This window comes from Klebsiella sp. CSG-1, assembly GCF_056521145.1.
Genome location: NZ_JBWNLD010000005.1, coordinates 363,861 through 376,890, shown reverse-complemented (window position 1 = coordinate 376,890; position 13,030 = coordinate 363,861). Strand labels below are relative to the sequence as shown.

Annotated in this window: 14 protein-coding genes; 12 read left to right on the top strand and 2 right to left on the bottom strand. The window is 59.0% G+C overall.

Going from position 1 to position 13,030, the window contains the following annotated elements:
• The first annotated feature begins 56 nt into the window (after nt 1–56).
• The gene (gene zntA / locus AC007G_RS15015; RefSeq protein ID WP_142630314.1) at nt 57–2,255 is read left to right on the top strand and encodes a Zn(II)/Cd(II)/Pb(II) translocating P-type ATPase ZntA; all 2,199 of its coding nucleotides are present in this window, start codon (nt 57–59) and stop codon (nt 2,253–2,255) included.
• 125 nt (nt 2,256–2,380) lie between these two features.
• On the opposite strand, the gene tusA is transcribed toward zntA, so the two are convergent.
• Complete coding sequence (tusA, locus tag AC007G_RS15010; RefSeq protein ID WP_004868581.1) at nt 2,381–2,626, bottom strand: sulfurtransferase TusA; 246 nt, start codon at nt 2,624–2,626, stop codon at nt 2,381–2,383.
• 336 nt (nt 2,627–2,962) lie between these two features.
• Between tusA and AC007G_RS15005 the strand changes: the two genes are divergently transcribed.
• Both AC007G_RS15005 and AC007G_RS15000 read left to right on the top strand, forming a co-directional pair.
• A complete protein-coding gene (locus tag AC007G_RS15005) occupies nt 2,963–3,628 on the top strand; it encodes a 7-cyano-7-deazaguanine/7-aminomethyl-7-deazaguanine transporter (protein ID WP_032696925.1) in 666 nt (221 codons plus the stop codon).
• A 73-nt stretch (nt 3,629–3,701) separates the two neighbouring features.
• Nucleotides 3,702–4,259, top strand: a complete 558-nt coding sequence (locus tag AC007G_RS15000) for a DcrB family lipoprotein (protein ID WP_032690403.1) — start codon at nt 3,702–3,704, stop codon at nt 4,257–4,259.
• Here the strand turns inward: AC007G_RS15000 and AC007G_RS14995 are convergent, their stop codons facing one another.
• Complete coding sequence (locus AC007G_RS14995; RefSeq protein WP_142630312.1) at nt 4,260–5,480, bottom strand: MFS transporter; 1,221 nt, start codon at nt 5,478–5,480, stop codon at nt 4,260–4,262.
• A gap of 669 nt (nt 5,481–6,149) precedes the next feature.
• Between AC007G_RS14995 and AC007G_RS14990 the strand changes: the two genes are divergently transcribed.
• The 9 genes from AC007G_RS14990 (at nt 6,150) to AC007G_RS14950 (ending at nt 13,029) form a co-directional block, all read left to right on the top strand.
• Entirely contained in the window at nt 6,150–6,539 is a 390-nt protein-coding gene (locus AC007G_RS14990; protein ID WP_142630310.1) for a hypothetical protein, read from the top strand.
• A 491-nt stretch (nt 6,540–7,030) separates the two neighbouring features.
• Nucleotides 7,031–7,753 carry a beta-ketoacyl synthase chain length factor gene (locus AC007G_RS14985; protein ID WP_032696927.1) on the top strand — a complete coding sequence of 241 codons (723 nt, stop codon included), beginning with the start codon at nt 7,031–7,033 and terminating at the stop codon, nt 7,751–7,753.
• The gene (locus AC007G_RS14980) at nt 7,750–8,565 is read left to right on the top strand and encodes a lysophospholipid acyltransferase family protein (protein WP_032696929.1); all 816 of its coding nucleotides are present in this window, start codon (nt 7,750–7,752) and stop codon (nt 8,563–8,565) included. The genes AC007G_RS14985 and AC007G_RS14980 overlap by 4 nt, the downstream gene beginning before the upstream one ends.
• Complete coding sequence (locus AC007G_RS14975) at nt 8,546–8,803, top strand: phosphopantetheine-binding protein (RefSeq protein ID WP_004868598.1); 258 nt, start codon at nt 8,546–8,548, stop codon at nt 8,801–8,803. The genes AC007G_RS14980 and AC007G_RS14975 overlap by 20 nt, the downstream gene beginning before the upstream one ends.
• Nucleotides 8,804–8,813: 10 nt before the next feature.
• The gene (locus tag AC007G_RS14970; RefSeq protein WP_004868599.1) at nt 8,814–9,065 is read left to right on the top strand and encodes an acyl carrier protein; all 252 of its coding nucleotides are present in this window, start codon (nt 8,814–8,816) and stop codon (nt 9,063–9,065) included.
• A 5-nt stretch (nt 9,066–9,070) separates the two neighbouring features.
• On the top strand, nt 9,071–9,652 hold the full coding sequence (locus AC007G_RS14965; protein ID WP_032690398.1) for a COG4648 family protein: 582 nt from the start codon (nt 9,071–9,073) through the stop codon (nt 9,650–9,652).
• A complete protein-coding gene (locus tag AC007G_RS14960; RefSeq protein WP_142630308.1) occupies nt 9,649–11,007 on the top strand; it encodes an AMP-binding protein in 1,359 nt (452 codons plus the stop codon). The genes AC007G_RS14965 and AC007G_RS14960 overlap by 4 nt, the downstream gene beginning before the upstream one ends.
• Nucleotides 10,994–11,347, top strand: coding sequence for an ApeI family dehydratase (locus AC007G_RS14955; protein WP_032696931.1), 354 nt, complete (start codon nt 10,994–10,996; stop codon nt 11,345–11,347). Before AC007G_RS14960 ends, AC007G_RS14955 begins: the two co-directional genes overlap by 14 nt.
• Entirely contained in the window at nt 11,338–13,029 is a 1,692-nt protein-coding gene (locus AC007G_RS14950; RefSeq protein ID WP_142630306.1) for a glycosyltransferase family 2 protein, read from the top strand. Before AC007G_RS14955 ends, AC007G_RS14950 begins: the two co-directional genes overlap by 10 nt.
• Nucleotide 13,030 lies beyond the last annotated feature (1 nt).

Sequence of the window (13,030 nt, the reverse complement as noted above, 5' to 3'; positions counted from 1 at the left end):
GACTCCAGAGTGTATCCTTCTGGTAATGAGAAAATTATCATTACCGGGAGGGTCCCATGTCGACTCCAGAAACGCAGGATAAAAAAGTCCCACAGTTCTCGTCATTCAAATTAAAGCCGGTTGTCGCCCAGGCTGACAGCTGCTGCACGGAATCTGGCTGTGCCGCCAATAACGCCGCCGACAGCGAGGCGTTAAACGAGGCGCGCTATAGCTGGCTGGTTGAAGGCATGGACTGCGCCGCCTGCGCCCGTAAAGTCGAAACTGCGGTGCGCCAGGTACCAGGCGTCAACCAGGTACAGGTTCTGTTTGCCACCGAAAAACTGCTGGTCAACGCCGATGCCGATATCCGCGCTGCCGTCGAAAGTGCGGTACGTGCCGCGGGCTATACGCTGCGCGATGAAAGCGCCCCGCCGCCGGAAACCTCGCCTCTGCGCGAGAACCTGCCGCTGATAACGCTGGTACTACTGATGGCGCTGAGCTGGGGTCTGGAGCAGTTCAACCACCCCTTCGGCGAGCTGGCATTCATTGCCACCACGCTTGTGGGCCTGTGGCCCGTCGCTCGTCAGGCTCTGCGCCTGATCCGCAGCGGTAGCTGGTTTGCCATTGAAACACTGATGAGCGTCGCCGCCATCGGGGCGCTGTTTATCGGCGCAACGGCCGAAGCCGCGATGGTGCTACTGCTGTTTATGGTTGGCGAGCGTCTTGAAGGCTGGGCGGCCAGCCGTGCCCGCCAGGGGGTAAGCGCGCTGATGGCGTTAAAACCCGATACCGCCACTCGTCTGCGTGACGGCGTGCGGGAAACCGTCGCCCAGCGCGATCTCCGCCCTGGAGACATCATTGAAGTCGCAGCAGGTGGTCGCTTGCCTGCTGATGGCCAGCTGCGCACGCCGTTCGCCAGCTTCGATGAAAGTGCCTTAACCGGTGAGTCGGTGCCGGTCGAGCGCCGGTCCGGCGAACGCGTGGCGGCAGGCGCCACCAGCGTCGACCGTCTGGTTCAACTGACGGTGATTTCCGAGCCGGGCGACAGCGCCATTGACCGTATTCTGAAGCTGATTGAAGAGGCAGAGGAACGTCGGGCACCCATTGAACGCTTTATCGATCGCTTCAGCCGGATTTACACGCCGGCCATTATGGTCGTCGCCCTGCTGGTCGCCATCGTACCGCCGCTGTTCTTTGCCGCCGCCTGGCTGCCGTGGATCTACAAAGGTCTGACGCTGCTGCTGATCGGCTGTCCTTGTGCGCTGGTTATTTCCACTCCGGCGGCCATTACTTCCGGGCTGGCGGTGGCGTCGCGTCACGGTGCCCTGATTAAAGGCGGCGCAGCGCTTGAGCAACTGGGTCGCATACGTCAGGTGGCTTTTGATAAGACCGGGACGCTAACCGTCGGCCAACCGCGCGTCACCGCTGCAATCGCCCTGAATGACGTGGATGAAGATGGCCTGCTGGCACTGGCGGCGGCAGTAGAACAAGGCTCCAGCCACCCGCTGGCGCAGGCCATCGTGCGCGAAGCCCAGCAGCGCCAGCTGACGATTCCGTCTGCCCGCGGTCAGCGCGCGCTGGCGGGTTCGGGTATTGAAGCCGAGGTTGACGGTCGTCAGATACTGATTTGCGCGGCAGGCAATGACGCCGCCGCAGAGCATGAGGCGCAGATTCAGCAGCTGGAGAGCGCGGGTCAGACGGTTGTGCTGGTACTGCGCGAACAGTCTCTGCTCGGCATTCTGGCGCTGCAGGATACGCTGCGCGATGACGCCCGTCAGGCGGTCGACGATCTGCATCGTCTGGGGGTGCAGGGCGTCATTCTGACCGGCGATAACCCGCGTGCGGCTGCCGCCATTGCCGGGGAGCTGGGGCTGGAATTCCGTGCCGGACTGCTGCCGGCCGATAAAGTCGAGGCGGTCACGGCGCTCAATGCCGCTGCGCCGCTGGCCATGGTCGGTGACGGAATTAATGACGCGCCGGCAATGAAGGCCGCCACCATTGGTATCGCCATGGGCAGCGGAACCGACGTGGCGCTGGAAACCGCCGATGCCGCCCTGACGCATAACCGCTTAACCGGTCTGGCGCAGATGATTGACCTGGCCCGCGCCACCCACGCCAATATTCGGCAGAACATTGCGATTGCGCTTGGCTTAAAGGGGATTTTCCTTATCACCACGCTGCTCGGATTGACCGGGCTGTGGCTGGCGGTGCTGGCCGATACGGGGGCAACGGTGCTGGTGACCGCTAACGCCCTGCGACTGTTACGTAAGAAATAAGCGGAAAGACCCCGGTGGCGCGCTGCTTACCGGGGCTACGGGAGCGTGCGGTCTTTGGATTTTGTAGCCCGGACAGGGGCGCAGCCCCGCCTCCGGGAAAGGCCGTGCGGCACGTAAACCCGTGCTTAATGGCTTTTACGAATCAGATAGCGGTAGGGCAGCGCCGCGGTTTCTTGCGCCAGCAGCTCATGCTCCATAAAGCGGCAAAAACCCGGAATATCGCGGGTTGTCGCCGGATCGTCGGCGATAATCAGCAGCGTTTCGCCCACCGGCATGGTACGTACGGTCTTACGCACCATCATTACCGGCTCCGGGCAACGCAGGCCCTGAGCGTCCAGAGTGTGGTCAGGGCTGGAGAAAAGTTCGGTCATTTTTATCTCACATCAACAAAACGGCCCTAGTTTACCCCCACTTTTCCGCTACGCAAGTCAGGTTAACGTTTGCGCGAAAAACAACCATTGCAATACCCGCTCAACGCAGTATCATTCTGCCGCTTCAAACTGGTACTCGCGCGTTGGCAAGCCACGGCACGAGTATTGATTTATTGGGTTCCCTCACCCCAACTCTCTGGTCCTGAATCATTCGAGTTGCAGAAAGGCGATACCGCAGTGAATTCCCGAGGGCTTACCCAGGTAAGCGACTGGAATACACGAGGAGAGTCAACGAATCTGCAGTCTGAAGGATAACGGGCATAAAAAGGTCACAATATGAATCCGTTTACAACGTCACAGCGTCAAAAAGCGCTGGTCTGGCTTTCTCTTTTTCATTTGCTGGTTATCACCTCCAGCAACTATCTGGTGCAGCTCCCGATCACCATTTTTGGTTTTCATACCACCTGGGGCGCATTCAGCTTTCCGTTTATCTTCCTCGCCACCGATCTGACGGTGCGGATTTTCGGCGCGCCGCTGGCACGACGCATTATCCTGGCGGTGATGGTCCCGGCGCTGCTGATCTCCTATGGCATCTCGTCCCTGTTTTATATGGGCGAGTGGCAAGGCTTTGCCGCGCTGACCCACTTTAACCTGTTCGTCGCCCGTATCGCCGCCGCCAGTTTCATGGCCTACGCGCTGGGCCAGATCCTCGATGTCCACGTCTTTAACCGCCTGCGGCAAAACCGCCGCTGGTGGCTGGCGCCGACTGCCTCGACCCTGTTCGGCAACGTCAGCGATACCCTGGCCTTTTTCTTCATCGCTTTCTGGCGCAGTCCGGACCCGTTTATGGCAGCGAACTGGGGAGAAATCGCGATTGTCGACTACAGCTTCAAGGTACTGATTAGCATTGTTTTCTTCCTGCCGATGTATGGCATGTTGTTGAATATGCTGCTGAAAAAACTGGCAGATAAATCTGATTTATCCGCATTGCAGCCAGGTTAAGAGTACTCGCAGGTTGATGTGATAAGATAAGCGAATGAGCCGTTAATGGCCGTTTATCGAAAGGAAGATGTCAATGCGCAATTTGGTTAAATATGTCGGTATTGGCCTGCTGGTTATGGGGCTCGCGGCCTGTGATAACAGCGACACAAAAACGCCGACTGCCGGGGCAGCTGCGGAAAGCAACGCCAGCGGACAAACTATCAGCCTGCTGGACGGTAAGCTGAGTTTTTCCCTGCCAGCAGGAATGACCGATCAGAGCGGCAAGCTGGGTACCCAGGCCAACAACATGCACGTCTATTCTGACGTCACCGGACAGAAAGCGGTGATCGTGATTGTTGGCGACAGCACCAATGAAGAATTGAGCGTGCTGGCTCAGCGCCTGGAAGATCAGCAGCGCAGCCGCGATCCGCAACTGCAGGTTGTCACCAATAAATCGATTGATATCAAAGGCCACACGCTGCAGCAGCTGGACAGCATCATCTCCGCCAAAGGCCAGACCGCCTGGTCTTCCGTGATTCTCGGCAAGGTTGACGATAAGCTGCTGACCCTGCAGATCACGCTGCCGGCAGACAACCAGCAGCAGGCGCAAAGCGCGGCTGAAAACATCATCAACACCCTCGTCATCCAGTAACTACTGGCCTGACGTAGCGGCCTCCGGCGCCACCGCCGGGGGCCGTTTTTTTAACCGCCAACTCAACAACAGCGCCACCGCCACCAGCCCCGCCGCCGCCAGATAAATGGTGGAAATCCCGCCCCATGCCATCAGCAGCCCGGCCAGCGGCCCGGTGATGCCTAAAGACAGATCCATAAATACCGTATAGGTCGCCAGCGCCGAGCCCTGATTTTGCTGCGGCACCGCCTTCACCGCCACCACCCCCAGCGCAGGGAAGACCAGTGAAAAACCGGCGCCAGCGAAGAAGGTCCCGACTTTGGCGATCGGCGAAGTTTCAGCCAACCCCACCAGCAGAAGTCCGACAATCTCAACGCTAAAGCACAGCATCGCGACGTTCAGTCCCCCCAGACGATTAATGCCATTAGGGAACAGCAGACGCGTACCAACAAACGCACAGCTAAATAACGTCAGCGCAAACGCCGCGCCGTCCCAGCCTTTGGCGTCGTAGAACAGGGTAATAAACGTCGCGATCGTGCCAAACCCGGCGGAAGCCAATGCCAGCGCCATCCCATACGGCCAGACCCGGCCCAGCACGGCGCGAAACGTCATCGCTTTACCCTTCGTTGCTCTGACCGCCGCCCTCGGCAGCGCACACAGAATAGCGACCAGCGCCACGGCCATAATCGCCCACGCCAGCCCCGGCAGTCCGACAAGGGAATAACAGAGCACGCCGAGCGGCGCCCCCATCGCCATCGCCCCGTAAGTCACGATACCGTTCCACGAAATAACCCGCCCGATATGCAGCGAGCCCACCACGCCCACCCCCCATAGCGTTGAACCGGTGCCGGCAAAGCTTTGCCCGATGCCGAGAATCACGCGACCGAGGCACAGCAGCGCCAGGCTAAAGATCGGCCAGCCGCTGCCGACGGCCGCCAGCAGATAGCTCAAACCGCTGAGAAAACAGCCGCACAGCCCGAAGATCACGATCTTTTTCGGTCCAAGAAGATCGGCGTAGCGTCCGGCATGAGGGCGGCTGAGGAGAGTGGCAAAATACTGCAGGCTAATGACCAGGCCGGCCCAGAACGCGCTAAATCCCATCACATCATGGACATAGCCCGGCAGAACGGCCAACGGCAGGCCAATTGTCAGGTAGCTGGCAAAATTAAACATCACAACGGAGACAATCCGCAGATTAAGGCGCACGCCATTCAGCGCCGGTTCGTCAACGGGTTCGGGCATGGGGGTCCACCAGACTTTTACAACAGTGTTTCACTATTACCACGTCGTCTGCTCAAAAGCAGCCCGCGGCGCAGAAATTCGCGCGCGACGGGCCGCACGATCAACCTCAGCATCGGGTACAGCTTCTGCCAGCAAGGACTGCTACAGGGCAACTGGCGTTCATTTTCGCTTCGCCACGGGGGAATGTTTGTGTCGCTAGCCGGAACCGGCCGGCAAGAGAGCCGCATTGGTCAGGAACGAATGTAAATAGCCGAAGGCGGCATCGGTGAGGAGCCAGGATCGCCCGGGAACACAGATAACCCGATAGCCGGAGTGAATGGGCCTGGTCAACACATGCGCAACCGGATGTCTAAGGCATATTTATTTAAATACCGTCAGCGATATACCTGAATATCCCCCGCGAATTAACTGTCTGGCGAATAATAATGTCGTTGGTATAAGCTTCGGAAATTCCCGCTATGCCGTTAAAATTCAACCTCATAAAACCATTCATTATCACTCATTACTGCTGGTGGCCTCGTTCGCTATCCTTTATGATGAAAACCGTCGCATCATTAAGACAACACGAAAATCCATACCGGATATTTATCCGGAACTTTCTGGTGGCCGACATTCATTTTTAACGTCAGCCATTTCATTGTATTACCGGTAATTTGACAGGGAGTGTTCATGAAAAAGTATGTGCAGTGGTTCGCCGCTATTGCGGTTGCAGGCGCGTTGGCCGGCTGTGCGCGCACCGCGCCGGTTGAGCAAATCCGGACCACCGTGGGTGCCGGTCATACTGAGGCTCAGGTGAAACAGGCCATTCTGCGGGCCGGCGTGCAGCGCCAGTGGATCATGTCGCAAACCGCGCCTGGCGCGATCGCCGCGCGTCAGCAGGCTCGCGACCATGTCGTTGAGGTCCGTATTAATTACTCCGCCAGCGGTTATTCTATTCACTACGTCAGCAGCAGCAATATGCTGGCCTCCGGTGGGAAAATCCATAAAAACTATAACCGCTGGGTCCACAATCTGGATAAAGATATTCAGGTAAATTTAGCCGCTGATTCAAGCCTGTGATTGTCCTCGTCATCCCATCATTGATTCAGGAGTCAGCGCGCAAATGCTGACTTCTGAAGAGGCACAGGATCAGAGACTATTCTGATGCTCGACAGGATTCGGCATTATCCTATGTATTCGTTTGCCACCCGGTAGAATATGTGGCGGAAATGTCAGAGTCAGGTCACTGACCTGTTGATGGAATAACAGAATATCTCTCTCAGGCGCGAATAGTTGCCATAATAAATTGCGCTGGCATAGGAAAATATCGAAAATACGCCCTGACTTCGCCGCATAAATTGCCATGCGGTGAATATGCTTGCCGATATGCCCTCAGACTCACCCTGAGGCCGGATATCCGGTCGGCAAAAAGCGGAACGGTAAACAATCCAGGCCGGTAATGCGCCGTTGGTCAAGGCGTTAGCCATACTGTATACGCGTGCCACAACAAAAATAAAAAGTGCCGTTAAAAAATGGCGCTAAGATCACCGATTTATCGCGGATACGCGTTGATGAAATTTGCACTAAACATAGTTGACTGGCAGGGCAGAGCCCCGGGAATGAGCGAAGCGACACAGTGGCAGCAATGGTCACGGCATCCGCACGCCTTCGATCCCTCAGCCCCACAGGCAAAATTAACCGAATTACCGATGATGACCGCCAGACGCCTTAGCTCCGGCAGTAAACTCGCCGTTGAGTGCGGGCTGGCAATGCTGCGCCGTCATCAAATCGACGCCATACTGTACACCAGCCGCCACGGCGAACTTGAACGCAATTATCGTATTCTCCATGCCCTGGCGACGCAGCAGGCCATCTCCCCGACCGACTTTGCCCTGTCCGTCCATAACTCGGCGGTGGGGAATCTGACCATTGCCGCACAGCGGCCGATCGTTTCCTCCTCTCTGTCGGCCGGGCGGGATACCTTCCAGCAAGGGCTATGCGAAGTCATGTGCCTGCTGCAGGCGGGCTATCAACGGGTATTAATGGTGGATTTCGACGGCTACCTGCCCGAGTTCTACCATCCGCAGCTATCGCCAGAAATGCCAACCTGGCCCTATGCGCTGGCGCTGGTGATTGAAGCCGGGGCGGCATTGCGCTGCGTCACCCGTCGCAGCGCACCGTCCGCAGAGACCGCGCTGCCGCAAAGCCTGTTATTTTTACAACACTATTTGCAGGACAGCCCGGCCTTTACCCTGCCCGGCGAGCGCGTGCAGTGGCAATGGAGTCGCACATGAGCCCTCTGCTGGCACGTATGAACCGGGTCTGGCGGGGAGCCATGACCGGCGTCTGTTTCGCCTTGTTCGGTCTTGGTGGACTGCTGCTGTCTCTCATCTGGTTCAACCTGCTGCTGATAGTTATCAGGAACAAACCCCGTCGCCGCCGTCTGGCGCGGCGCAGCATTGCCGCCAGCTTCCGCCTCTTTTTGGCGGTGGTCAGAGCCGTCGGCGTGCTGGATTACCGCATTGAAGGCGGTGACATTCTACGCCAGGAGCGCGGATGTCTGGTGGTGGCCAACCATCCCAGCCTGATCGACTACGTGATGCTGGCGTCGATCATGCCGGAGACCGACTGCATGGTAAAAAGCAGCTTGCTGAAGAACCCGTTCGTCAGCGGCGTGATTCGCGCGGCGGATTATCTGCTTAATGACCAGGCGGATTCGCTGCTGCCCGCCAGCCTGAACCGCCTTCAGCAGGGTGATACCATTTTGATTTTCCCCGAAGGCACGCGGACGCGCCCCGGTGAGCAGATGACGTTGCAGCGCGGTGCGGCCAATATTGCCGTGCGCTGCGCCAGCGATTTACGGGTCGTGACAATCCGCTGCAGCGAACACATGCTTGGCAAGCAGTGCAAATGGTACGATGCGCCGCCCAGCAAACCTCTGTTTACGATTGAGGTGCGGGATCGGATACGTATCAACCAGTTTTTCGATGCCAGCTCACAGACGCCATCGCTGGCGGCACGGCAGCTAAACCGGCATCTTTTGCTTCAATTACAATCAGGTACTACGCCTACTTCAGGAATTAATGATGCAAGCGCTCTATCTTGAAATTAAAAATCTCATAATTACTACGTTGAATCTGGAAGAACTGTCGGCTGACGACATTGACACCGATGCGGCACTCTTTGGCGATGGCCTGGGTCTGGACTCCATCGACGCCCTGGAGCTAGGGCTGGCGGTAAAAAACCGCTATGGCGTGGTGCTCTCCGCCGAAAGCGACGAGATGCGCCAGCATTTCTTCTCCGTTGCCACCCTGGCCGCGTTTATCGACGCTCAACGTACCTGAGGCTCGCCCCATGACTGAATCACATGATATTTATGCCGACGTCTCGGCACTGCTGGTTAAGCTGTTTGAAATCGATCCTGAGGATATCAAACCGGAAGCGCGGCTGTACGAAGACCTGGAGCTGGATAGTATCGACGCGGTCGATATGATCGTCCACCTGCAGAAGAAAACCAGCAAGAAAATCAAAGCAGAAGAATTTAAAGCCGTGCGCACCGTGCAGGATGTGGTTGATGCCCTCGAACGCCTGTCCCGGGAAGCCTGATCCGCATGTCGGGGGCACTTTCACGCAAGGGTATTCTGCTGCTGACAAGCCTGCTCCTGCTGGCCTGGCCTTGTGTTATCTGGCTGGGCCTCGCGCATAACAGCCTGCGCTGGCTGCTTCCTTTAATGGCGCTGCTGCTGTATTTACGCCTGCGCCAGACCCGGCGTCAGGCGGGTCCGCTGCGTATCGTCACCCAGGTGGTCGCGCTGGCGGGGATCGTCCTGTGCGTGGCCAGCACGCTGTTGAAAACGCACCAGCTGCTGCTGTTTTACCCGGTGGTGGTCAACGCCGTGATGCTGGCTGCGTTCGGCGGTTCGCTGTGGACAACCATGCCGCTGGTGGAACGCCTGGCCCGCATACAAGAGCCTCACCTCCCCGCCGCCGCCGTGCGCTATACCCGTCGGGTCACGCAGATCTGGTGCCTGTTTTTTATCGTCAATGGCAGTATCGCCCTCTTTACGGCGCTGTACGGTGATATGGCGCTCTGGACCGCATGGAACGGCATGATCGCCTATCTGCTGATTGGCGCGCTGATGGCCGGAGAGTGGCTGGTACGCCGTCGGGTGATTAAGCGAGAATCCTCATGATGCCGCCTCTTTCTGTGGTCCGCTGGCTGAGTACCCCGCGTTCGGCCGACACCCTCGTGGCCTGGCGAGGCGACCAGGTCTGGACCCTGGGCCATCTGCGCGATGACGTTGCGCACTGCGTGGAGCGGCTGCAGCAGCACCAGGGTCAACGCTGGGCGCTCTGTTTTGACGACAGCTATCTGTTTCTGGTCGCGCTGCTGGCCACGCTGCATGCCCATAAAACGCCGGTGATCCCGGGGCATAGCCGCCTCTCTCAACTGGAAGAGCAACGCGCGCTGTTCGATGGCGTGCTCAGTGAAAAGCCTCTTGGCTGGAGCGGCCCGACATGGGTCATCAGCCGTTCCCGACGCCCTCCCGCGCAGACGGTCACCTTCCACCAGTTGGCTGATGACGCCACCATTGAGCTGTTCACTTCCGGTTCGACGGGGCAGCCGAAGCGAGTTATCAAATCGCTGGCCGTTCTCGACCGCGAGGCTGAACTGCTGGCCACGCACTTTGCCGACCGGCTGGCCGGCTGTCGTATTGTCGCTTCGGTGGCGCCCCAGCATCTTTACGGCCTGACCTTTCGCATTTTCCTGCCCATGGCGCTCGGCCTGCCGCTAGATGCGGCCATGCTGAATTATGCCGAACAGCTCAGCGCGCTGGATCCCCGGCATCGCTATGCGTTTATCAGCAGCCCGGCCTTTTTGAAGCGCCTTGACCCCCGGCTGACCCCGCCGCCGGTGGCAATCCTGTTCTCTGCCGGCGGAGTACTGCCCTGGGAACAGGTGACCGGAGCGGCCGACTGGCTTAAATGCTGGCCGGATGAGATTTACGGCAGTACCGAAACCGGCATCCTTGCCTGGCGTTGCCGCGAGCAGGAATATGGCGACTGGCGGCCTTTCCCCGGGGTCAAACTTCTCCCCGAGGGCGAAGCGTTTCGCGTATTTTCGCCGCTGATTGCCGAGCGAGATGGTCTGTTACTCGACGATACCCTGCAACTCACCGCCGACGGACACTTTCGCCTGACCGGGCGCCGTGGACGGGTGGTTAAAATTGAAGAAAAGCGGATTTCGCTCAGCGAAATTGAACAGCGCCTGATGGAACTGGAGGGGATTCGCGACGCGGTGGCTTTACCCGTCAGCCGCGGTGGCCGACAGGCCATCGGTGTCCTGCTGGTGCTCAATGACCATACCCGTCAGCAGTGGCTGTCCGCCAGCAAACCCCTTGAGCAGGCGTGGCGGCGAGCGCTTCGGCCAACGCTTGAGCCGGTCGCCATTCCCCGCTACTGGCGCAGTATCGACGAGATCCCGGTGAACAGCATGAATAAGCGCGTGTATGCGCAATTACAGGAGTTATTTCATGAAACCCCATGAAATTAAAGGGAATCAGGCGCATCAGCAACAGGTTGAGATTGTCTTGTACCTCGATCCTGGCCTTTTCTGGTTTAGCGGCCATTTTGCCATACAGCCGCTGCTGCCCGGCGTTGCCCAGCTGGACTGGGTAATGCATTACGCCACCACGCTGCTGGCGCCAGGCTGGCGGTTCCACAGCATTCAGAACGTCAAATTCCAGGCGCCGCTGCTGCCGGATGCGACCGTCACGCTCACCCTGCACTGGCAGGAAGCGCGCCAGATACTCACTTTCAACTATCAGCGCCACGATGGCGAAGCGCGGCATACCGCCAGCAGCGGGAAAATCCGTCTATGTCAGTAACCTTCGCGCCCTGTGTGGTGATCCCTTGCTACAACCACGGCGCGATGATGCCCCAGGTGCTGGCCCGTTTACGGCCCTGCAATCTGCCGTGCATCGTGGTCGACGATGGCAGCGACGCGCCGACGCGCCGGGTGCTGGAACAACTGGCGGCGCAGGAGCCCGGGTTGACGCTGATTCGCCTGACGGAAAATGCCGGCAAAGGCGCGGCGGTGATCCGCGGCCTACAGGCCGCAGCCGCGGCGGGTTTCAGCCACGCCGTGCAGGTGGATGCCGACGGGCAGCACGCCATTGAGGATATTCCGCAGCTGCTGGCTCTCGCGCAAGCGCACCCGGCCGCGCTGATCTCCGGGCGGCCCGTTTACGACGACACCATTCCCCGATCGCGCCTCTATGGCCGCTGGATTACCCACATCTGGGTGTGGATAGAAACGCTCTCGCTCCAGCTGAAAGACAGCATGTGCGGCTTTCGCGTCTACCCGATTGCGCCGACGCTACAGCTGGCGCAGCGCGTGGCGCTGGGTAAACGAATGGATTTTGATACCGAGGTCATGGTGCGTCTCTACTGGCAGGGCAATGACAGCCATTTTGTGGCGACCCGCGTGACCTACCCCGCGGACGGGCTGTCTCATTTTGATGCGCTAAAGGACAACTGTCGCATCTCCTGGATGCACACTCGCCTGTTCCTCGGCATGCTGCCGCGTATCCCTTCCCTGCTGTTTCGCCGTCGGGCAAGCCACTGGGCGCAGCAGCAGGAGCTCAAAGGGCTGTGGGGAATGCGTCTGATGCTGCTGGTCTGGCGGCTGCTGGGGCGTAGGGCGTTTTCGTGGCTGCTCTACCCGGTGGTGGCCGTCTACTGGCTGACCGCGCACCGCGCCCGTCAGGCCTCGCAAAACTGGCTCTCCCGCGTGCGCGCGCAGCTTAGCGCCCGTCAGCAACCGCTGCCCGCGCACCTCAACAGCTATTGCCATTTTCTGCGCTTTGGCGAGGCGATGCTCAACAAAATCGCCGGCTGGCGCGGCGAATTACGCTTCGGACGCGATGTGGTTTTCGCCCCCGGAGCGGAAGACGCGCTCAGCAACACCACGCCAGGCGGCAAGCTCTTACTGGCCTCCCATCTCGGCGATGTCGAGGCCTGCCGGGCGCTGGCGCAATTGCAGGGCGGTCAGGTCATTAACGCGCTGGTGTTTAGCGATAACGCCCGCCGCTTTAAACAGATCATGGAGGAGATGGCGCCGCAGGCCGGGATCAACCTGATGCCGGTGACCGATATCGGCCCGGAGACCGCGATGCTGCTCAAAGAGAAGCTGGAGCGTAACGAATGGGTGGCTATCGTCGGCGACCGCATCGCCGTGACGCCCCAGCGCGGCGGCGAATGGCGCGTCTGCTGGAGCAAATTCATGGGGCAGCCCGCGCCTTTCCCGCAGGGGCCGTTTATTCTGGCGTCGATCCTGCGCTGTCCGGTGCAGCTGATTTTCGCGCTGCGCCAGCAGGGCAAACTGCATATCCATTGCGAACCCTTCGCCGACCCGCTGACGCTGCCTCGCGCAGAACGCCAGGCGGCGTTACAGCATGCCATTGACCGCTATGCAAAGCGCCTTGAGCACTACGCGCTGCAGTCGCCGCTGGACTGGTTCAATTTTTTCGATTTCTGGCAGCTGCCGGATGCCAAAGAGAAGGAGTAAA

Coding starts and splice junctions, on each gene's coding strand:
- zntA (WP_142630314.1), top strand. CDS start 57: ATGTCGACTCCAGAAACGCAGGATAAAAAAGTCCCACAGTTCTCGTCA.
- tusA (WP_004868581.1), bottom strand. CDS start 2,626: ATGACCGAACTTTTCTCCAGCCCTGACCACACTCTGGACGCTCAGGGC.
- AC007G_RS15005 (WP_032696925.1), top strand. CDS start 2,963: ATGAATCCGTTTACAACGTCACAGCGTCAAAAAGCGCTGGTCTGGCTT.
- AC007G_RS15000 (WP_032690403.1), top strand. CDS start 3,702: ATGCGCAATTTGGTTAAATATGTCGGTATTGGCCTGCTGGTTATGGGG.
- AC007G_RS14995 (WP_142630312.1), bottom strand. CDS start 5,480: ATGCCCGAACCCGTTGACGAACCGGCGCTGAATGGCGTGCGCCTTAAT.
- AC007G_RS14990 (WP_142630310.1), top strand. CDS start 6,150: ATGAAAAAGTATGTGCAGTGGTTCGCCGCTATTGCGGTTGCAGGCGCG.
- AC007G_RS14985 (WP_032696927.1), top strand. CDS start 7,031: ATGAAATTTGCACTAAACATAGTTGACTGGCAGGGCAGAGCCCCGGGA.
- AC007G_RS14980 (WP_032696929.1), top strand. CDS start 7,750: ATGAGCCCTCTGCTGGCACGTATGAACCGGGTCTGGCGGGGAGCCATG.
- AC007G_RS14975 (WP_004868598.1), top strand. CDS start 8,546: ATGCAAGCGCTCTATCTTGAAATTAAAAATCTCATAATTACTACGTTG.
- AC007G_RS14970 (WP_004868599.1), top strand. CDS start 8,814: ATGACTGAATCACATGATATTTATGCCGACGTCTCGGCACTGCTGGTT.
- AC007G_RS14965 (WP_032690398.1), top strand. CDS start 9,071: ATGTCGGGGGCACTTTCACGCAAGGGTATTCTGCTGCTGACAAGCCTG.
- AC007G_RS14960 (WP_142630308.1), top strand. CDS start 9,649: ATGATGCCGCCTCTTTCTGTGGTCCGCTGGCTGAGTACCCCGCGTTCG.
- AC007G_RS14955 (WP_032696931.1), top strand. CDS start 10,994: ATGAAACCCCATGAAATTAAAGGGAATCAGGCGCATCAGCAACAGGTT.
- AC007G_RS14950 (WP_142630306.1), top strand. CDS start 11,338: ATGTCAGTAACCTTCGCGCCCTGTGTGGTGATCCCTTGCTACAACCAC.